Below are 15,782 nucleotides of genomic sequence, written 5' to 3'. Positions count from 1 at the left end.
ATCGAAAAACGTTGTGTTACTCGAAGTCAGAAGAAATGCTGAAACACTCTATTAGATTGCTACTTCACTACTTGAAACACCAATCGATACCAGCATTTGCGTAATTCATACTTCATTCAGCAACGCCTTTTTTTGAACGTTCAAGATGCTTTCAAGCGATCGCTTTTTCTACAAAACTTCAATGGCACCGCTTCACAATGTCAGCAGTAGTGCTGCATAGATGCCTGCACCCAAGATAAAAGCCCAAAAGCGGCTATCGCGATCTTCAGGGAGTTCTTCCTTAAGGACGTTCAGGACGACCCCTCCGGCGAGGAAGGCAAACAAGATGGCGATCGCTGCCTCGTGAATTTCGGTTCCGCTCCCAATTACCCATCCCACGATAATCGCCACCGCTAGTATCCAGCGCCCCTTCTTGTGATAAGCATCCTTATGGTGTTCGCGTAAGCCGTTGTCATTCACCACGAAATGCAAAGCCATTGCGAAGAAAAAGAGAAAAAGACTTTGAAGACCCGGTTCCTCCCGGTGGAGCAGCAGGTAGCCGATTAGAGCATTGTAAACGGCGAATGAAGCGATGTGCAGCCAAAAAACCCCAGCTTCCGTAACATCTCCCTTTCCCGCCTTTTGGTTGCGCTGGCGCGACACTTTGGCTACTCGCTCCAGTCCATAAAACACGCTGACGCCTAGGAGTGCCACAAGGTAAACGTGGTGTTCCAGAAAGGCAAGTCCCCCGTTCAACGTCTGCTTAACCGTCTCCTGTGCTTGACTCAGTTCGGGGAGGATATGAACGAAAACGTAGGCGACAGATACGCCACTACCTATAGAAAGCCAGATACTGCGAGGGGTGGCATCGAGAAAGCGCAGCTTACCAGAATAGAGATGCACGAGAGCCAGAGCGACTGCAAGGATTGCAGACAGGAAGCGTACACCAGGATTGAATACCGAAGACTCTGCAACTGCGAACAGCATCTTAGTTGAAAATAGGGGATATTTTTCAAGCTGAATGTCTTTACTAAAAAGACACGTCATTGCTCAATAGCACATCTAAAATCATTACCTTTTTTCTTCAGCTTGATGGGATTCTGGCACTAGGGCGTCCTCCGATCAGCTGATTTTGCTTGGGATTCTTCAAGTTTTAAACAAGCCCATTCAGCCATCTGAGAAACATTAGACCTCTTGCAAAAATACTTGGCGATGTTCGTAATCGCGGCTACAAAAACGTAGGCGCGTTCATGCCGTAAGGCTTTAGCCTTCAAGGGAGGGTAGTCCGCCGGCGCGGACTCTTAAAACCCGCTCCCGTCGGGTATAGATGTGTATAGCCTCAGACTTCAGTCTGTAGGCATCCATCGACTGCGTGCAAGAGGTCTATTCATCTTTAGGCAGGCAAGCGTTTCTCTCTCTAGGTGGGGGTACAACAAGAGCCAGTGGAGGTACTGTTCTGGAGTGGGATATCACCTGCTTTTTCCAACATGAGACAGATATGCAAACTCACTCAGACACCCACTCCCCTTCTCCAACTAAACAAAAAATTGCCAACATTTTTCGTTTGGTAGGCTGGATTGCTTTCTGGGTAGAGTTAGGACTGGCTGTTGCTTCTGGCATCGCTTTGTTATTTGCTATCTCTGGTCGTAACTTTGCGAATGAAGCAAATCCCGCACTGGGAGTCGGTATATTTTGGGCGATTTGTGGACTTTTAGCGCTGTTATTCGGTGTCTTTTTAGCTTTCCGTTACACTCGCATCGGCAAACAGTTAGCAAATCCTAATTCGACGGTGCATCCATCCAAAGCTGATACCGTTCAAGTTCTGCGACTGGCTTTAATTACGGGTTTGGTAGGGATATTGTTATGTCTGTTGGGTGCTGGAGCAAGTGTGGGAGTGCTGCTAGCAAAATCTGTATCCCAACCTCCAGGTGTAGCAATCACCGACCCCTATAGGATTATTCGAGCGCTTGATGTTTTTGTAGTGTTAGCAAATTTTAATGGCATTGCCGGTCACTTTGTAGATGTTGTTACTGCTCTAGGGCTGCTCAAGTGGGTGCATAATCAGTGAGAATTTTCCCCAACCTTTTAGAAACAAAAAAAGGGGGACTATAATCCGAATTTATTGATGAAATATGGGCAACAGTAAAGGTAAAGGTCAGTAGTCCTTAGTCCTTGTTTATGGCTAATGACTAATGACTAACGGCTCACAACTCATTAAAAATTTTTAACGGCTGCGCCTTGGCGATACTTGTTGATCTTCGGTAGTTGGTTTTGGATGAACTCGCTCTTGTAGCGCCCACACACTAACCAGCGCCGCAATTAAAGCTCCAATTATGTCCATAATTAGATCCACGATGGTGTCATCAAGGTCATTAATTACTTGGATCAGCCACTCAAATATTTCCCAAATCGCACCGATGGCGATTCCGAAACTAGCGATCGCTAAAATATACAGCAGTCGGTGGTAGCGGAACGGGGTCAGCATTGAGTCATACATGAGAAAACTCAGCGCCAGCGTTACGGAAAAGGTTGTAAAGGCATGAACAATCTCGTCGTATGGTTTTAGTAGGTAAAATAAACCCCAAACCCAACCACCCGCATTCAGCAACGCTGCTACGACAAATAAAAAATCAAACAACGTTGGCAGTTGATTCTCCAGGGTTACAAACATAAATGAAGCAGCCAGGAAGCAGGCGAGTGTAAATGAACCCACCCAGTTACGGTGATACAATTCAACTGCGATCGCGATCGCCAGTAAAAACTGTCCAACCCAAGCGGCTATTCGATATCCTCGCCAATTGGTACTCAGCATCGCTTTTTCCTCATAAATGGGTCATGGGTAAAGAGAGTTTTGAGTTTTGAGGCGAGAAGAGAGTTCTTTAATTCAAGACTTAAAACTTTTCCCCAATTAGTCATTACTAACAAACTATAAACGAAGCAATTAATTTAATTTGATATCATGCTTCAGGTTTCTGGTGAAAAAGGGACTGAATCTCAGCCCGCAATGCAACGATTTCTTCATGCAACGCGGCGATAGATTTAGCACCTGCTACTTCTGCTTGTTCGTCTTCCGCATCGCGTCCGACAAAGAAGGTGGCGAGGGTTGCAGTCACATAACCGAAGACAGCAAAAGCATACAACGATAGGATCAAGCAGAGTACCCGACCTTCTGGAGTCTGAGGCCAGTATTCCGATCCCATCGTTGTCATAATCATTGCCGTCCACCACAGTGCAGCACCGTAATCATTCAGTCCGCGCCCATCAGGGGTGTTGTTTTCAAAAGCATACATCCCTGCGGCTCCCACCAGCGTCACCACCAGCGTCAGTGCGATGATGTAGCCAAAACCACGACGACTCATGCTGGCTCGGAGCGATCGCATGCCGCGATTCAAAGAACTGATGACACGCACCAGTCGCAGTCCCCGACTAGCTCTAAGTAAGCGAAGTACGCGAGTAATTCGGAAGACGCGCAACGCTGGCAACAGCAAGGAGAGGGCTGTGAGCCAGTTTTGCTTGAGATAGACAAATTTGTGAGGAGCCAGAACTAATCGTAAGGCGAAGTCTAGGATAAAGACGATCCAGATGACGTTGCTGAGGATTTCCAGCAGGGGATTTAAGCCCCAGATCAGTTCGACTACCAACAACGCCAGCCACCCAAAGCCGAGTAATAGCATGGGTGTTTCTAACCAGTCTTCCAACTGTTGCAGAACCTCGCCTTGTTCTTTTTTGAGTTCCCTTTTTTCAGATGTACTCAGGTTGTTCATAAAATTTTTAATGATTCGCACGGCTGCTTTGAACGCGCTTGCCGTAAAGCTGAGCCAAGGGTACAGCGGTCAGACCGTGGGCAAATATTGAGGCGCAAATTATCAAACTACCTACGACCCAGGCATCCTCCACGCCCGTTCTACGGAGAGAGAGGAAGGCATAAAAGATTGCGGCAACGCCAATCGGTCCAAACCATCCCATGAATAGGGCATCCTGCATCCCTCGCACCTGAGGCAGGAAACGACGCAGCAATAGTAGCGCCGGGAGTCGGCGCACTAGTAACACAGAGATCGCTAGAAACAACCCCTTCCACCCTAGATCCAGCCATTTTTCCCACGGCAGTGCTAAGCCCAGCAGTAGGAAAATATACAAGGTAAAGAAGCGGTCTACTGCCTCTTGTACCCCTTCTTCCTCAGCTCTATCACTACCGCCGACAATCATGCTAAGAACGGTTCCCGCCGCAAAAACCGCAAGAATCCCATCGCTGCCAATCAACTTGACAAACCCCAGTACAGCCAGTGAGAGGGCGACGGTATAGGCTAAAAAAGATTGCTTTTCGATGGTTTGGTTGGCTTCAGCCCAAAGCAAAAGCCGACCGGCTGCGTAACCGATCGTCGCTCCGATAGGTACAGCCGCCGCCACTTCCCACAACAAAGTCTTCGTTAGCCAGTGGAAAACGGCTTCTCCTGGCGGTTTGGTCAGGATGAGAATCGGCAAGAGTACGAAGGCGTAGGCTAATCCATCATTGGCGGCAGACTCGGCAGAGATGATATTTCGGAGACGTTCGGGTAGGCTTGGCTCTGCAACCCTACCTGTAACGATAGAGGTAGAGACGACCGGGTCGGTGGGAGTAATTACAGCCCCGATCAGCATGGCTTGCCAGAAAGGGAGACCTAGAATCAGGTAAACTAGCAGACCGCTGCTCAGCCACATCAGCAGCATTACCGGCCCTAGCAGGACAGCTAAAGAGCGCCAGTTTCTCAGCGGGTAAGCTTTTGGGAGTTGCAGAGCCACCCCCATGAGTTGGATAGCGATCGTGAGGCGCGAACCTTCCTCTAAGATCGTCTCTGGTTTACCCCACTCAGCCAAATCGAGTAGACCAAACGCAGATGACCCCAGCAGCACCCCGACCAGCAGAGCTACGATGGGATCTGAGATAAAAAGACGCTTTTTAAGAAAGCCAGAGAGCAACCCCAGCACGAGAACCAGCCCGCCCAAGGCTACCAGGGCTATATTTATATCACTGGAAGTTGAGTGATTCATGACTTGAATCCCAGCTGCTTGAGCAGATGCAACGTCTCAGCAGAGATTAATAGAAAAGCATTGAAATATTCCTCTAGCTAGAGAACGAACTCCTATCCTGTGCGCGATGGTTACAACGGACGCAGACTTATGTAGCCGCAATGCGCCAATTGCTTGTACAGGTTCCCCGTGGGTGTGGGAAAACTGTCCTTGACATCGCCCAAGCTTGTGACGGAACGAATCTTTCCCGGTTTGAATCGACGGGGACTGATGAACGGTTAGACGTGGTAATTGTTCACGTCTCGAATGGGAAAGTGGAGGAACTACTCGAAAAGTTGCAAGCGGTGCCAAAATTGCACGTCACGCTGCTTCCGCGTGGAGTAATCGCCTTGCAGCCACCGCCCTTTAAAGCACCGCAGCAGGTGAAGGATGTGCAGGCACGCAGTCCGATTGAAATTTTCCTCTCCGGTCTACAGAGTGTTGGATCGTGGAAAGGTTTTCTGGGATATGCGGCAGCGGCGGGTGTGGTGGTCTGGATCGGCTTGTTCACCAATACTAGCTATCTTCTCGTCGCTGCCATGCTAATTGCGCCGTTTGCGGGGCCAGCGATGAATACAGCGATCGCTACAGCACGCGGCGATGGACAACTGCTGGGTCAGAGTCTTTTACGATATTTTTCAGCCCTTACCGTAACCATCTTAGTTACTGGGGCACTCAGCTTGATTCTGCGACAGGAAGTGGTGACATCTTCCATGAGCGCAACCAGTACCGTTTCGGCAGTAGCAGTGCTGCTGCCACTGGTTGCGGGTGCAGCAGGCGCTCTGAATCTTGTCCAATCTGAAAGAAGTAGCCTCGTGTCGGGGGCAGCGGTTGGAATGCTGGTTGCGGCTTCGCTGGCACCGCCTGCCGGAATGGTGGGGATGGCAAGCGCAATGGGTCGATGGGATATGGCTGTAAACGGCGTCTTTGTACTGTTGCTGCAACTGGTTGGGATTAATCTATCAGCCTCCCTGATGTTCCGCGCCTATGGTCTGTCTGCTCAAGGTGCCCGCTATAACCGTGGCAAGCGCTGGATATTTCCGTCTGCTTTTGCAGCCACCGCCGTAGCCCTCTTGGGCTTGCTGACTTGGCAATTTTCCTCCTCCCCGGAGCTTCAGCGCGGTAGCCGCGAACAGCGTGCCGTTGCCCAAATCGAGAAGGTGGTGAATGATAGCGGTTTGGCAAAACTGGTGGAGGCAAATGTTCGATTCACCCCCACGAACATCAAAGGTCAGAACACACTGTTGGGTAACGTTTATGTTCAGCGTCAGGCGGGTGTTACTGAGTCTTCCGAAGAGATTCGCTCTCGCATCACCCGCACTATCCAAAGGCAATTACTTGACAAAGGGTTTAATGTCACACCTTTAATTGATGTCAGCGTTCTGGAAGCGCCTCAATCGGAAAGTTAAATATTTTCAATAAATATTTTCAAGCAAATATAGCAGTCCTCAATGATTCTAGAGAAGTCGGCGATCTGAAGGGCTGGTTCACAACTCCAAGCGGATTGCTATCTAAGGAGCGTCATTTAAAACTCCTCTAGAACTTTCACTGCTGCCAAATATCGCTCCTCGATATCCTGTCGGTCTAATTCCTCCGATACCTCTTGTTGGCTGCTGCGCTCGATCATCTGGGCATGACGCAGCAGCGCCGCCCGATTTTTCTGGTTGCGGGTGTGGGTGGCGATGAGTGCGATCGCTTCGAGCAATCGAATCCTCACGGCTACATCCGATTTGCTGTACTGTCGAATCTGGTTAAAGGCAGCGTCAACTAACTCTGCAAATGTCACCGGATTCGCGATTATCGCTCGCAGATTGTTATCGTCGTCGTAGCGGTAGGGGGAAGGAAACTCTCTTTCCGCCAGACGGCAAAGTGCAGCACTCATCTGGTTAATACACTGGATGGCTGTGAACGGATCGTTGATGCCAGGAGAAATGGCACGAGCAGCAATTTCAACTAACTGATTGATAGGGAATTCTACATCCTGTTGTTCGGTGCGTTGCTCGCCAAAAATAAATGCTTGGTTGAGGTGCTGGGTGAGTTTTTTATTCACCCGTTCCCCAGGCCAAATCATTAGCAGTTCGCTTCCTTCCACAATAAACTTGCCGGGGCGATATTTCAGACGCAGGAGGAGGTCTTTTGAGGTGGCGATCTTCATCAACCGCTCCTCATCAATTGCTTGAATATAACCGCTGGTTGTCGCCAATATGGGAGTCGCTTCCTTATCGAACCCGGCGGGGATTTCCGCCACCGACCGCTGCTTTGGTGCTGATTTACCCTGCCCGATCTTCTGCGGAAACAAGCGATCGATGGCATTGTCCAACTCTCTGCCAACATCTCTGATGATATGCGATGCCTGCATCGAAGTTGAGACGTGATGGATAAAGTAAATCAGGACGCCGATGCTGGCGAGTGCTAGCACCATGCCGATCGTGACGGAGATTTGCGGCACGAACACGTCGTAATCATCTCCCCGCACGGTTCGCAGTACCAGCAAGCAGTAGATGAATGTACCGATGAACGTGCCTATGACGACTTGATTGCCCGTATCCTGCATGAAGTTACGCATCAGTCGCGGGCCGAATTGTGAGGAAGCGAGGGTGAGGGCAACAATCGTAATCGAGAAGGCGGTACCAGCAACGGTAATCATCGAACCAGCAACGGCTGAAAGCAGCGATCGCGCCCCATCTGGCCCCCCTGTATAGATCCAGCCCAAGGACTCTAGCGGACCAGATTTGCCGGCTCGATCAAGGCTTAGCATTCCGAATGCTAGCGCGATCGCAATCACCGCCATCAGCGTTGGTACGAACCAGTAGCTAGAGTGGAGCGAGTCCCAAAGTTTGCCCAGCTTGATGTTTTTCATCCATCAATTATCGTTGGCAGTTTGAGAGCGATCGGGGTTCTCGTCTCTATGGCTGCTATTTCCATCTCTTTGGGCACGCATTTCCGCCAGCTTCCGGAGGGAACCGCCGATGCTACGCGGTTTAGGCACTTCTTTATTACCCGCAGGCCATCCTTCACGCTGACGTGAGCGATCGCCGTCTGTTTCTTCGGTTTGGTCGTGGAACAGGATTTGCTGCGTCGGAAAAGGCATATCGATGCCATTGGCAGTGAGTTTGTTCTTAATGGCAGCGAGAACTCGATCCTGCTTATCAAGAACATCTGCACGTCGCGGCGGCTGTACCCACCAACGGGCGCGGATGTTCACGGTACTGTCAGCCAGCTCTACCACAAGAGCGTCGGGAGCTGGATCTTCCAAAACATCATCGACGCTAGCTATCGCTTCCAGAATCAGTTGTTTCGCCCGGTCAATGTCATCGCTGTAACCAATACCCACGTCGTACTGAAGACGGCGATTCTCGAAGGCAGTGTTTACAGTTACCGAGTTTGTAAATAGCTCAGCATTCGGAATTACGATGCGACGACCATCATAGGTTCTAATCGTCGTGGCTCGCGTCTGGATGTTTTCAACCGTCCCCTCAAAATCCTTGAATACGATCTGGTCATCGATCTGGAACGGTTCAGTCAATAGAATTAAGATGCCAGCCAGAAAATTCTGGAGAATATCACGGAAGGCGAAACCAATTGCTACCCCACTGATACCTAGCAGTTGAACTAAATCTCCAGCTTGGAATGTCGGGATGACGATGGATAATGATACAAATAAACCGACTAAAATAACAATCCCCTGCGACAAACGACCTAGCACCAGCCCCAGATTACGAGCCTGCCGATGCCTTCTGGTAAGCCGTCTGACTGTCGCCTTAATCGTTCTTGCTGCGAAAAAGAATATCGCAAAGACGATTACTGCTAACACAATATTTGGCAGCATGACCACCAGGCCATTGATCATTGCCTGAATTTTTTCCCACGCTGTTGATACCGATGTTTCGGGATTCATTACTCTTCGCCGCCTAAAAACCTTTGTTTATACTAATATAAACTCAATTATTTCGGCTCTACCTAAGGTTAGTATCTACAGAATGAAAAGCTGATAATAAATAAATAGAGCAGTAGGTCAGCACAAATAAACTTACCGAATAGGACTGTTTATCATTCATTGTTCATGGTTGTAGGAAAAATTGAGGATTGTCTAATACCCTGAACGAAGAACGCCCTTCGTGAGTTACGTTTATTTTCACCTAGTTACTTCTTTACAAGCGATTTACGAGGGATGTTGATTTCGGGCAAATTCTTTCAGTTCTCAACAATCATCTACCTAAGGGCAGATTGAAGAGGCATAAAAGTTCTGTAAAGGTGGGCACCAGAAGTGTTGAAAGATAGGTAAAGTCAGAAAAAAAGGGGACAGAATGTAGTATTCTCTCCCCAAGAAGCGTAAAAATAATGTTCAATGGTATCGTCATTTCCCAAGATTGTCAAATCGATACTGAAGCAACTTTCAGCCCATGATTACCCGGTATTAAACTCAAGGTTATTATGCTGAAATCTCGCTAACCTTTGTGTTAGACAAGAGCTTGACAAGCATAAGGGACTTGTTTTATCGGCTAAATCGTGGGGGAATAGAGATTGATATATCGACATTTTCTCTCATCGTGTAAATCGAGAGAAGACCAGCATTTCGGTCGAATCTATAAAGAATTGATGGAGAAACTAAAGAGACAGAATACGGCGACAGCGCCGATGCTTTCTTCCGATAGATTGAACAGTAATAACACTAACAAGCAAGCTGTTTTAACAGCAAGGATATCAGCAAGTTAAGTTAATAAATGGACTGAACTTAACCCAGGGAAATACCAGTGAATGTCTGATAAAATTCGGACAGACCCATGATGCAAAATTGTCCGAATCGGTGATGAATATGATTCCTGAAAACGGGATTGGCATTATGGATAGAGGCAACGCTTGCTGGGATTTGATTGAGGAAATGAGTCAAACTAAGACTTTATTTGTGATCGGAATAAAAACAATATGAAAACCGAATTTTACCATCAAAGATATCGAGTGGTTTGGTTCTGTGACTTAGAAAGCCAAACCGAATATCGCTTGGCAACAAACTTAGTAGAAATGACGAATGAAGAGGTCGGAAAAATCTATCATTAACGCTTGTAAATTGAATTGCTGTGGAAGTTTTTAAAGATGCATTTAAAACTGGATAAGCTCATCACCAAAAGCATCAATGGTGTTCGGCTACAAATTTATATGGAAATCATTGCTTATTTGCTTTTAGAGTTGATGGAAATTCCGACATTCTATGGACATAGATTGCTCGATAAGTTCCGTTATTTGCAATTAGAATTAAGTCGTCGTTGCTCCTTTGTGCAGTGGAGCTTTGATCTACTTCCAGAGACTCTTGTCTGATTTTATGTGAAATTTTATGTCTAAATTCAACACTTCTGGGGCAATGCCTATTAGGATACTGTTAACAAATTCCTATAGAGGCGGGTTTTAGCGCGATCGCACAAGCGAAGCCGATAAACATTTAACAACCGCCCCCACCCAGTATGCCCCCGCGTCAGTTATTGGGCATCTGCGACCGGTACGCGCCAAATTTTGATAGTATTGTCACCGCTGCCAGTTGCAATCGTCTGTCCATCAGGACTAATAGCAATAAACTTAACCCAACTAGAATGTCCGATAAGGGTGCGAATTTCTTCACCCGTAGAAAGATTCCAAATTTTAATCGTTTTGTCCGCACTGCCACTGACTAAAGTTTGTCCATCGGGGCTAATGGCAACCGAATTCACATAATTAGAATGCCCGGTAAGCGTGCGAATTTCTTTACCCGTAGAAATCTCCCAAATTTTGATAGTTTTGTCCGCACTACCACTTGCTAAAATTTGCCCATCCGGGCTAATCGCAACGGAATTAACAGGTTGGGAATGACCCTGAAGCGTGCGAATTTCTTTGCCAGTCGAAATATCCCAAATTTTAATCGTTTTATCGGCACTGCCGCTGACTAAAATCTGTCCGTCTGGGCTAATGGCAATGGCATTCACTGGTTGGGAATGACCTTTGAGGGTGCGAATTTCTTTACCCGTAGAAATCCCCCAAATTTTAATCGTTTTATCGGCACTGCCACTGGCTAAAGTTTGCCAATCAAGGCTAATCGCAACGGAATTAATTGGGCTGGAATGTCCCTCTAATCTACGGATTTCTTTGCCGGTAGAGATATTCCAAATTTTAATCGTTTTATCGGCACTGCCACTTATTAATGTATTTCCATCTGGGCTAATCGCTAGGGAATTAACGTAGCTGTCATGCCCTTTTATGAGGCGAATTTCTTTTCCTGTAGACTTGTTCCAAATTCTAATTGTTTTATCGGCACTGCTACTAGCTAAAATTTGTCCATCCGGGCTAATAGTAAGAGAATTTACCTGACTTTCATGCCCATAAAAAGTTTTAACTATAGAAATATTTTCATAAGCGATAACTTTGGGCGCGTCTTGGTAAGATAGTTGCCAAATTCCATATCCCCCTAATCCCACCAAGCAAGCAACGGCTCCCCCCACCAACCATTTATTTTTATTAGTCTTACCAGCAATTATCGTTGGGGCTAATAAACGCTTCCGAGGTGGAAATATAGCAATAATCGCACCGATACCGATAAGACTAAAGTTGGCAGAAGGTTTAGGCTGAGATAAATGCTGCGAAATTTTAGCGAGTTCATCTAAAATTTCCTGAGTATTTTTGTGCCGCGCTCCTGCGGTAGGAGCCATCAGTTTATCGATGAAATCTGCCAGCAAGGGTGAAATACCCGGTGCATGATTGCGCCAATGAAATTTATCCGTTAAAGGTTCATAAATTGTGCTATCTGTCGCTTGTTTGCCAGTCAGTAAATAAACAAAACTACGCCCTAATGCATAGAAATCTGACTGGGGTACGGCATGACCTTTTTCTTGCTCTGGAGGCGTATAGCCAGCGGAACTAATCCTTGTGACACTGCCTGCGCCACCGACTTCGGCAAGGTAAGTATAGGTCATCTCTCTGGCGGTGCCAAAGTCAATTAATACCAGATGCCCTGTGGAGCGCATCATGATATTTGCTGGTTTAATGTCTCGATGGAAATAGTTTTTTTGGTGTACAAGATGTAAAATCTCAGCTAGCTGTTTTAACCAGTCAAGAGCTAGCTGCTGATCGAGTGGGCGATCGCCTTGTTGTTGCATCCACTCCTTTAAGTTGGGGCCATCAATTTTCTCCATGATGATGCCATACACCGGCTCAAGGCTATTTCTGGGATAAAACTGGAAGTATCCATCTGGCTCAACTTTGGGGATGCCAGGATGATTCAGCTGGCTTAATACAATGGCTTCTTGCTGAAATAGCTCGACGACTCTGGCATTCGTGGCGCGATCTTTTTTGAGGATCTTCAGGATTTTGGGGGTGGCTCCCTCGTAGGCTTCATAAATATTGCCGAAGCCGCTGTTGTCACTCAGTAGGCGCATTACCTGATAGCGCCCTTGTACCAACAACTCTGAGCCACAATTGCGGCAAATACGGTTGTTGGCGTTGGCTGGATCGTTAGGCTTGGGGCAGTTGGGGTTGATGCAGTAGCTCATAGATAGCTACAAAATTGTCATATCCCTAATATATGTTGGGAATTTTCAATCATCCACCCATTGCTCCCGGATGCAAGTGCGATAGTTGTTATGTAGTAAGGCTTTTAGCTGGCAACAAAAAAAAGACGGGCTGGGTAATGCCCATCCTACAACATTAAGTTTTAAATTATACCGTTTTTCGTTTGATGTGCTAGACAAAGAGGGAAGCACCCCACTTGGGAAAATATATCTGGTAAATAGAACTCAATGGCAATAGAAAGGAAGTCCGCTCTCGTCGGTCTCAAGGTATTTAAAAACTGCGAAGATACTATAGCAGTCCTAAATGATTCGCAAACCCCTGTAGAGACGCGATTAATCGCGTCTCTACTAAAGCAAATACTCGTGCACAACTTAAATAGGATTGCTATATATTGAATGTCAAAAAGTGGTAAATATATTTTCTCGCTCGTTGGGGTTCAAAGATTTTCCCGACTTTCAGACTTTATAGGCAAAATACAAAAGTTTGTGCATTACCTTGTTTGAGGCGAGCGATCGCAAAACGCTGTGATAACTAGATAGGAAAAGTCAGGCTGACATTTTAAAAAATATTTAATCGAAGCTTAACCATTCGGGTAAGACCCTAAGAATTCTAGTCAGATTGAGTTAACAGCAGCGCAATCTCTATCAGAATAGGGAGGCAATTTGCTAATTTCTTCGATGTCGTTGAGCTAGATAAAGAGGTATTCAATGGACTGGTATGACAGTAACGACTTCTACACCGCCGTTTTCCCTGTCCATCCCTGAGATTTCAGTTGAGCGAGTTCGTGAAACCCAAGGTGCAGAACTGGAGGCGATCGCTCGTTATCAACGCGCTACCAACTATCTCGCCGCCGCCCAAATTTATCTCAAAGACAACGTTCTGCTGCGGGAACCCCTAAAACCAGAACACATCAAAGACCGCCTACTCGGTCACTGGGGAACCTGCCCCGGCATTAACTTAATTTACGCCCACCTCAACCGCTTGATTCGGCGCTACGACGCGAATATGTTCCTGGTGACGGGACCGGGACACGGGGCACCCGCAAATTTAGCAAATTTGTACCTGGAAGGCTCCCTGAACGAATTTTACCCGCAACTGACCCTAAACCAGGCGGGGCTGTATGACTTTATCAAACGGTTTTCCTGGCCCGGAGGGTTTCCTTCTCACCTATATCCCGGCACTCCGGGTACCATCCACGAAGGCGGCGAACTGGGATATGCCCTCGCTACGTCCTTTGGTGCGGTCATGGATAACCCGGATCTGGTGGTCGCTTGCATCGTGGGCGATGGGGAAGCCGAAACCGGCCCCACGGCGACAGCATGGCACAGCTATAAGTATCTCGACCCCGCCGAATCAGGGGCAGTGCTGCCAATTCTGCACTTGAACGGCTACAAAATTTCCAGTCCCACAATTTACGGGTCGATGAGCGATGAAGAGTTGCTGCATCTATTCACAGGCTACGGCTATCAAGTACGGATTGTACAAGATGGCGACTTAGACGCGGATATGTATGGCTCAATGGATTGGGCTTATCAAGAGATTTGTCGGATTCAACAAGCAGCACGATCGGGCGATCGCATTTCTAAACCGAAATGGCCTTTGCTGATTTTGCGATCGCTCAAAGGGATGGGTGGAATTAAAGAAATGGATGGAGAACCGATTGAGGGTTCCTACCGTTCTCACCAAGTTCCCGCCAGAGAAGTCAAGACCAAGCAATACCAACTAGAACTGTTGGAAAACTGGCTACGTTCCTATCGCGTACAAGAGCTATTCGACGAGCAAGGGCGTCCAGTGCCAGAGATACTAGAACAGTGTCCCAAAGGCAAACGTCGCATGGGTTACAATCCTCACACCTTGGGGGGTCGCATCCGTAAAGAACTGGATTTACCCAGTATTTTTGACTACCAAGTGCCCGTAGAGCGGACAGAAACAGAAGGGTACTGCCGACGCGGAGAAAGTCTTGTCAGCAACACAGAGGAAGTCGGCAAGTACCTGCGGGGCGTCATGGAGCGGAATCCGAAATTATTCCGCATCTTCAGTCCCGATGAGCTGGAATCGAACAAACTGAACAAAGTATTCGATGTCACCCAGCGCAACTATCAATGGCCCACAAACCCGCACGACACCAATATTGGAGCTAACGGCGGACGAGTGCTGGAAATCTTGAGCGAACACACTTGTCAAGCTTGGTTACAAGGGTATTTGCTCACGGGTCGTCACGGTCTTTTCCCCTCTTACGAAGCATTTTTGGGCATCATCACGACGATGATGGATCAGTTCGCCAAGTTCGTGAAGTTTTCGGAAGACTTTCCTTGGCGGACGCCAGTATCTTCCCTGAATTATCTAGAAAGTTCCACCCTTTGGCGACAAGAACACAACGGTTTCTCCCACCAAAACCCCGGTTTTATCAACAGCGTACTCGACCAACAAGCTGAAAACGCACGGGTGTATTTACCTCCCGATGCCAACTGCTTGATTAGCACGATTGACCACTGCTTGCAAAGTACGGGTTATGTAAACTTGGTGGTTGCCAACAAGAATCCGATGCCCCAGTGGTTAACAATGGAAGAAGCGATCGCCCATTGTCGTGCGGGTGCTTCTGTTTGGTCTTGGGCAAGCATTGACGAGGGAATCAACCCGGATATCGTGCTAGTTGGAATTGGCGATAGCCCCACGATTGAAGTCATGGCAGCCGCTCAAATCCTCCGAACCGAGATGCCCCAACTACGGGTGCGAGTGGTGAACGTCACCGATTTGCTGGTACTAGAGGAAAAATCTGCTCATCCGCACGGTTTAGATGCCGAGATGTTTGACGCTTTATTCACCCCAGATAAACCCGTGATTATCAATTTTCACGGTTATTCCTCCGCAGTGAAGCAGTTACTTTTTGGGCGTCGCAACCTAAAGCGATTCCACATCAACGGCTATCGAGAAGAAGGCACGACGACGACACCCTTTGATATGCAAGTCCGCAACCAAACCAGTCGATATCACTTGATTATGCAAGCAATTCGTCTGGCAGCTGCGGGCAATCCCTATGTGGCAGCACGAGCCGTTCGTAGCCTCTCCCACTACGAATACATTTTGCAAGATTACAAGCGCTTTATTGAGGAGAACGGCACCGATCCAGAGGAAATCAGCAATTGGCAATGGTGCTAATTAAAATAGGGGCACGGCAGTCCCGTGTCCCTCTCTCTTCCCCTCTCTTCCCCTCTCTTCCCCTC

At 47.6% G+C, this 15,782-nt stretch carries 10 protein-coding genes and 2 pseudogenes; 5 read left to right on the top strand and 7 right to left on the bottom strand.

Features of this window, described 5'->3' with window-relative positions:
• Nucleotides 1-104, top strand: a pseudogene (locus ACFW2W_RS09165) (IS1 family transposase); the annotation flags it as partial.
• 88 nt (nucleotides 105-192) lie between these two features.
• Here ACFW2W_RS09165 and ACFW2W_RS09160 read toward each other — a convergent pair.
• Nucleotides 193-966, bottom strand: coding sequence for a hypothetical protein (locus ACFW2W_RS09160; RefSeq protein WP_378176381.1), 774 nt, complete (start codon nucleotides 964-966; stop codon nucleotides 193-195).
• A 511-nt stretch (nucleotides 967-1,477) separates the two neighbouring features.
• Here ACFW2W_RS09160 and ACFW2W_RS09155 point away from each other — a divergent pair.
• Complete coding sequence (locus ACFW2W_RS09155; protein WP_378176378.1) at nucleotides 1,478-2,047, top strand: DUF3611 family protein; 570 nt, start codon at nucleotides 1,478-1,480, stop codon at nucleotides 2,045-2,047.
• Nucleotides 2,048-2,203: 156 nt separating this feature from the next.
• On the opposite strand, the gene ACFW2W_RS09150 is transcribed toward ACFW2W_RS09155, so the two are convergent.
• The 3 genes from ACFW2W_RS09150 to ACFW2W_RS09140 form a co-directional block, all read right to left on the bottom strand.
• The gene (locus ACFW2W_RS09150) at nucleotides 2,204-2,791 is read right to left on the bottom strand and encodes a hypothetical protein (protein WP_378176336.1); all 588 of its coding nucleotides are present in this window, start codon (nucleotides 2,789-2,791) and stop codon (nucleotides 2,204-2,206) included.
• Nucleotides 2,792-2,936: 145 nt separating this feature from the next.
• On the bottom strand, nucleotides 2,937-3,743 hold the full coding sequence (locus ACFW2W_RS09145) for an ion transporter (RefSeq protein ID WP_378176333.1): 807 nt from the start codon (nucleotides 3,741-3,743) through the stop codon (nucleotides 2,937-2,939).
• A 7-nt stretch (nucleotides 3,744-3,750) separates the two neighbouring features.
• On the bottom strand, nucleotides 3,751-5,007 hold the full coding sequence (locus tag ACFW2W_RS09140) for a cation:proton antiporter (RefSeq protein WP_378176330.1): 1,257 nt from the start codon (nucleotides 5,005-5,007) through the stop codon (nucleotides 3,751-3,753).
• A 140-nt stretch (nucleotides 5,008-5,147) separates the two neighbouring features.
• Here ACFW2W_RS09140 and ACFW2W_RS09135 point away from each other — a divergent pair, with 140 nt between their 5' ends.
• On the top strand, nucleotides 5,148-6,434 hold the full coding sequence (locus ACFW2W_RS09135; RefSeq protein WP_378176327.1) for a DUF389 domain-containing protein: 1,287 nt from the start codon (nucleotides 5,148-5,150) through the stop codon (nucleotides 6,432-6,434).
• A gap of 116 nt (nucleotides 6,435-6,550) precedes the next feature.
• On the opposite strand, the gene ACFW2W_RS09130 is transcribed toward ACFW2W_RS09135, so the two are convergent.
• Together ACFW2W_RS09130 and ACFW2W_RS09125 are read right to left on the bottom strand one after the other, a co-directional pair.
• A complete protein-coding gene (locus ACFW2W_RS09130; protein ID WP_378176324.1) occupies nucleotides 6,551-7,885 on the bottom strand; it encodes a DUF2254 domain-containing protein in 1,335 nt (444 codons plus the stop codon).
• A gap of 3 nt (nucleotides 7,886-7,888) precedes the next feature.
• Nucleotides 7,889-8,923, bottom strand: a complete 1,035-nt coding sequence (locus ACFW2W_RS09125; RefSeq protein ID WP_378176321.1) for a mechanosensitive ion channel family protein — start codon at nucleotides 8,921-8,923, stop codon at nucleotides 7,889-7,891.
• 450 nt (nucleotides 8,924-9,373) lie between these two features.
• Between ACFW2W_RS09125 and ACFW2W_RS09120 the strand changes: the two are divergent.
• Nucleotides 9,374-10,341, top strand: a pseudogene (locus ACFW2W_RS09120) (transposase).
• 158 nt (nucleotides 10,342-10,499) lie between these two features.
• On the opposite strand, the gene ACFW2W_RS09115 reads toward ACFW2W_RS09120, so the two are convergent.
• Nucleotides 10,500-12,539: a protein kinase gene (locus ACFW2W_RS09115; protein WP_378176317.1), complete on the bottom strand. Its 2,040-nt coding sequence runs from the start codon at nucleotides 12,537-12,539 to the stop codon at nucleotides 10,500-10,502.
• A 736-nt stretch (nucleotides 12,540-13,275) separates the two neighbouring features.
• Between ACFW2W_RS09115 and ACFW2W_RS09110 the strand changes: the two genes are divergently transcribed.
• Nucleotides 13,276-15,717, top strand: a complete 2,442-nt coding sequence (locus tag ACFW2W_RS09110; RefSeq protein WP_378176314.1) for a phosphoketolase — start codon at nucleotides 13,276-13,278, stop codon at nucleotides 15,715-15,717.
• The last annotated feature ends 65 nt before the right edge of the window (nucleotides 15,718-15,782 follow it).

The sequence above is a fragment of the Coleofasciculus sp. H7-2 genome (assembly GCF_042747725.1).
Taxonomy (GTDB): Bacteria; Cyanobacteriota; Cyanobacteriia; order Cyanobacteriales; family FACHB-T130; genus FACHB-T130.
The sequence above is the reverse complement of the archived record's forward strand: the minus strand, read 5'-3'. Positions and strand labels throughout refer to the sequence as shown.

What these genes read in the sequence shown, in the direction of transcription:
- ACFW2W_RS09115 (WP_378176317.1), bottom strand. Translation starts at nt 12,539, where the DNA reads ATGAGCTACTGCATCAACCCCAACTGCCCCAAGCCTAACGATCCAGCC.
- ACFW2W_RS09135 (WP_378176327.1), top strand. Translation starts at nt 5,148, where the DNA reads ATGCGCCAATTGCTTGTACAGGTTCCCCGTGGGTGTGGGAAAACTGTC.
- ACFW2W_RS09155 (WP_378176378.1), top strand. Translation starts at nt 1,478, where the DNA reads ATGCAAACTCACTCAGACACCCACTCCCCTTCTCCAACTAAACAAAAA.
- ACFW2W_RS09160 (WP_378176381.1), bottom strand. Translation starts at nt 966, where the DNA reads ATGCTGTTCGCAGTTGCAGAGTCTTCGGTATTCAATCCTGGTGTACGC.
- ACFW2W_RS09140 (WP_378176330.1), bottom strand. Translation starts at nt 5,007, where the DNA reads ATGAATCACTCAACTTCCAGTGATATAAATATAGCCCTGGTAGCCTTG.
- ACFW2W_RS09150 (WP_378176336.1), bottom strand. Translation starts at nt 2,791, where the DNA reads ATGCTGAGTACCAATTGGCGAGGATATCGAATAGCCGCTTGGGTTGGA.
- ACFW2W_RS09145 (WP_378176333.1), bottom strand. Translation starts at nt 3,743, where the DNA reads ATGAACAACCTGAGTACATCTGAAAAAAGGGAACTCAAAAAAGAACAA.
- ACFW2W_RS09130 (WP_378176324.1), bottom strand. Translation starts at nt 7,885, where the DNA reads ATGAAAAACATCAAGCTGGGCAAACTTTGGGACTCGCTCCACTCTAGC.
- ACFW2W_RS09110 (WP_378176314.1), top strand. Translation starts at nt 13,276, where the DNA reads ATGACAGTAACGACTTCTACACCGCCGTTTTCCCTGTCCATCCCTGAG.
- ACFW2W_RS09125 (WP_378176321.1), bottom strand. Translation starts at nt 8,923, where the DNA reads ATGAATCCCGAAACATCGGTATCAACAGCGTGGGAAAAAATTCAGGCA.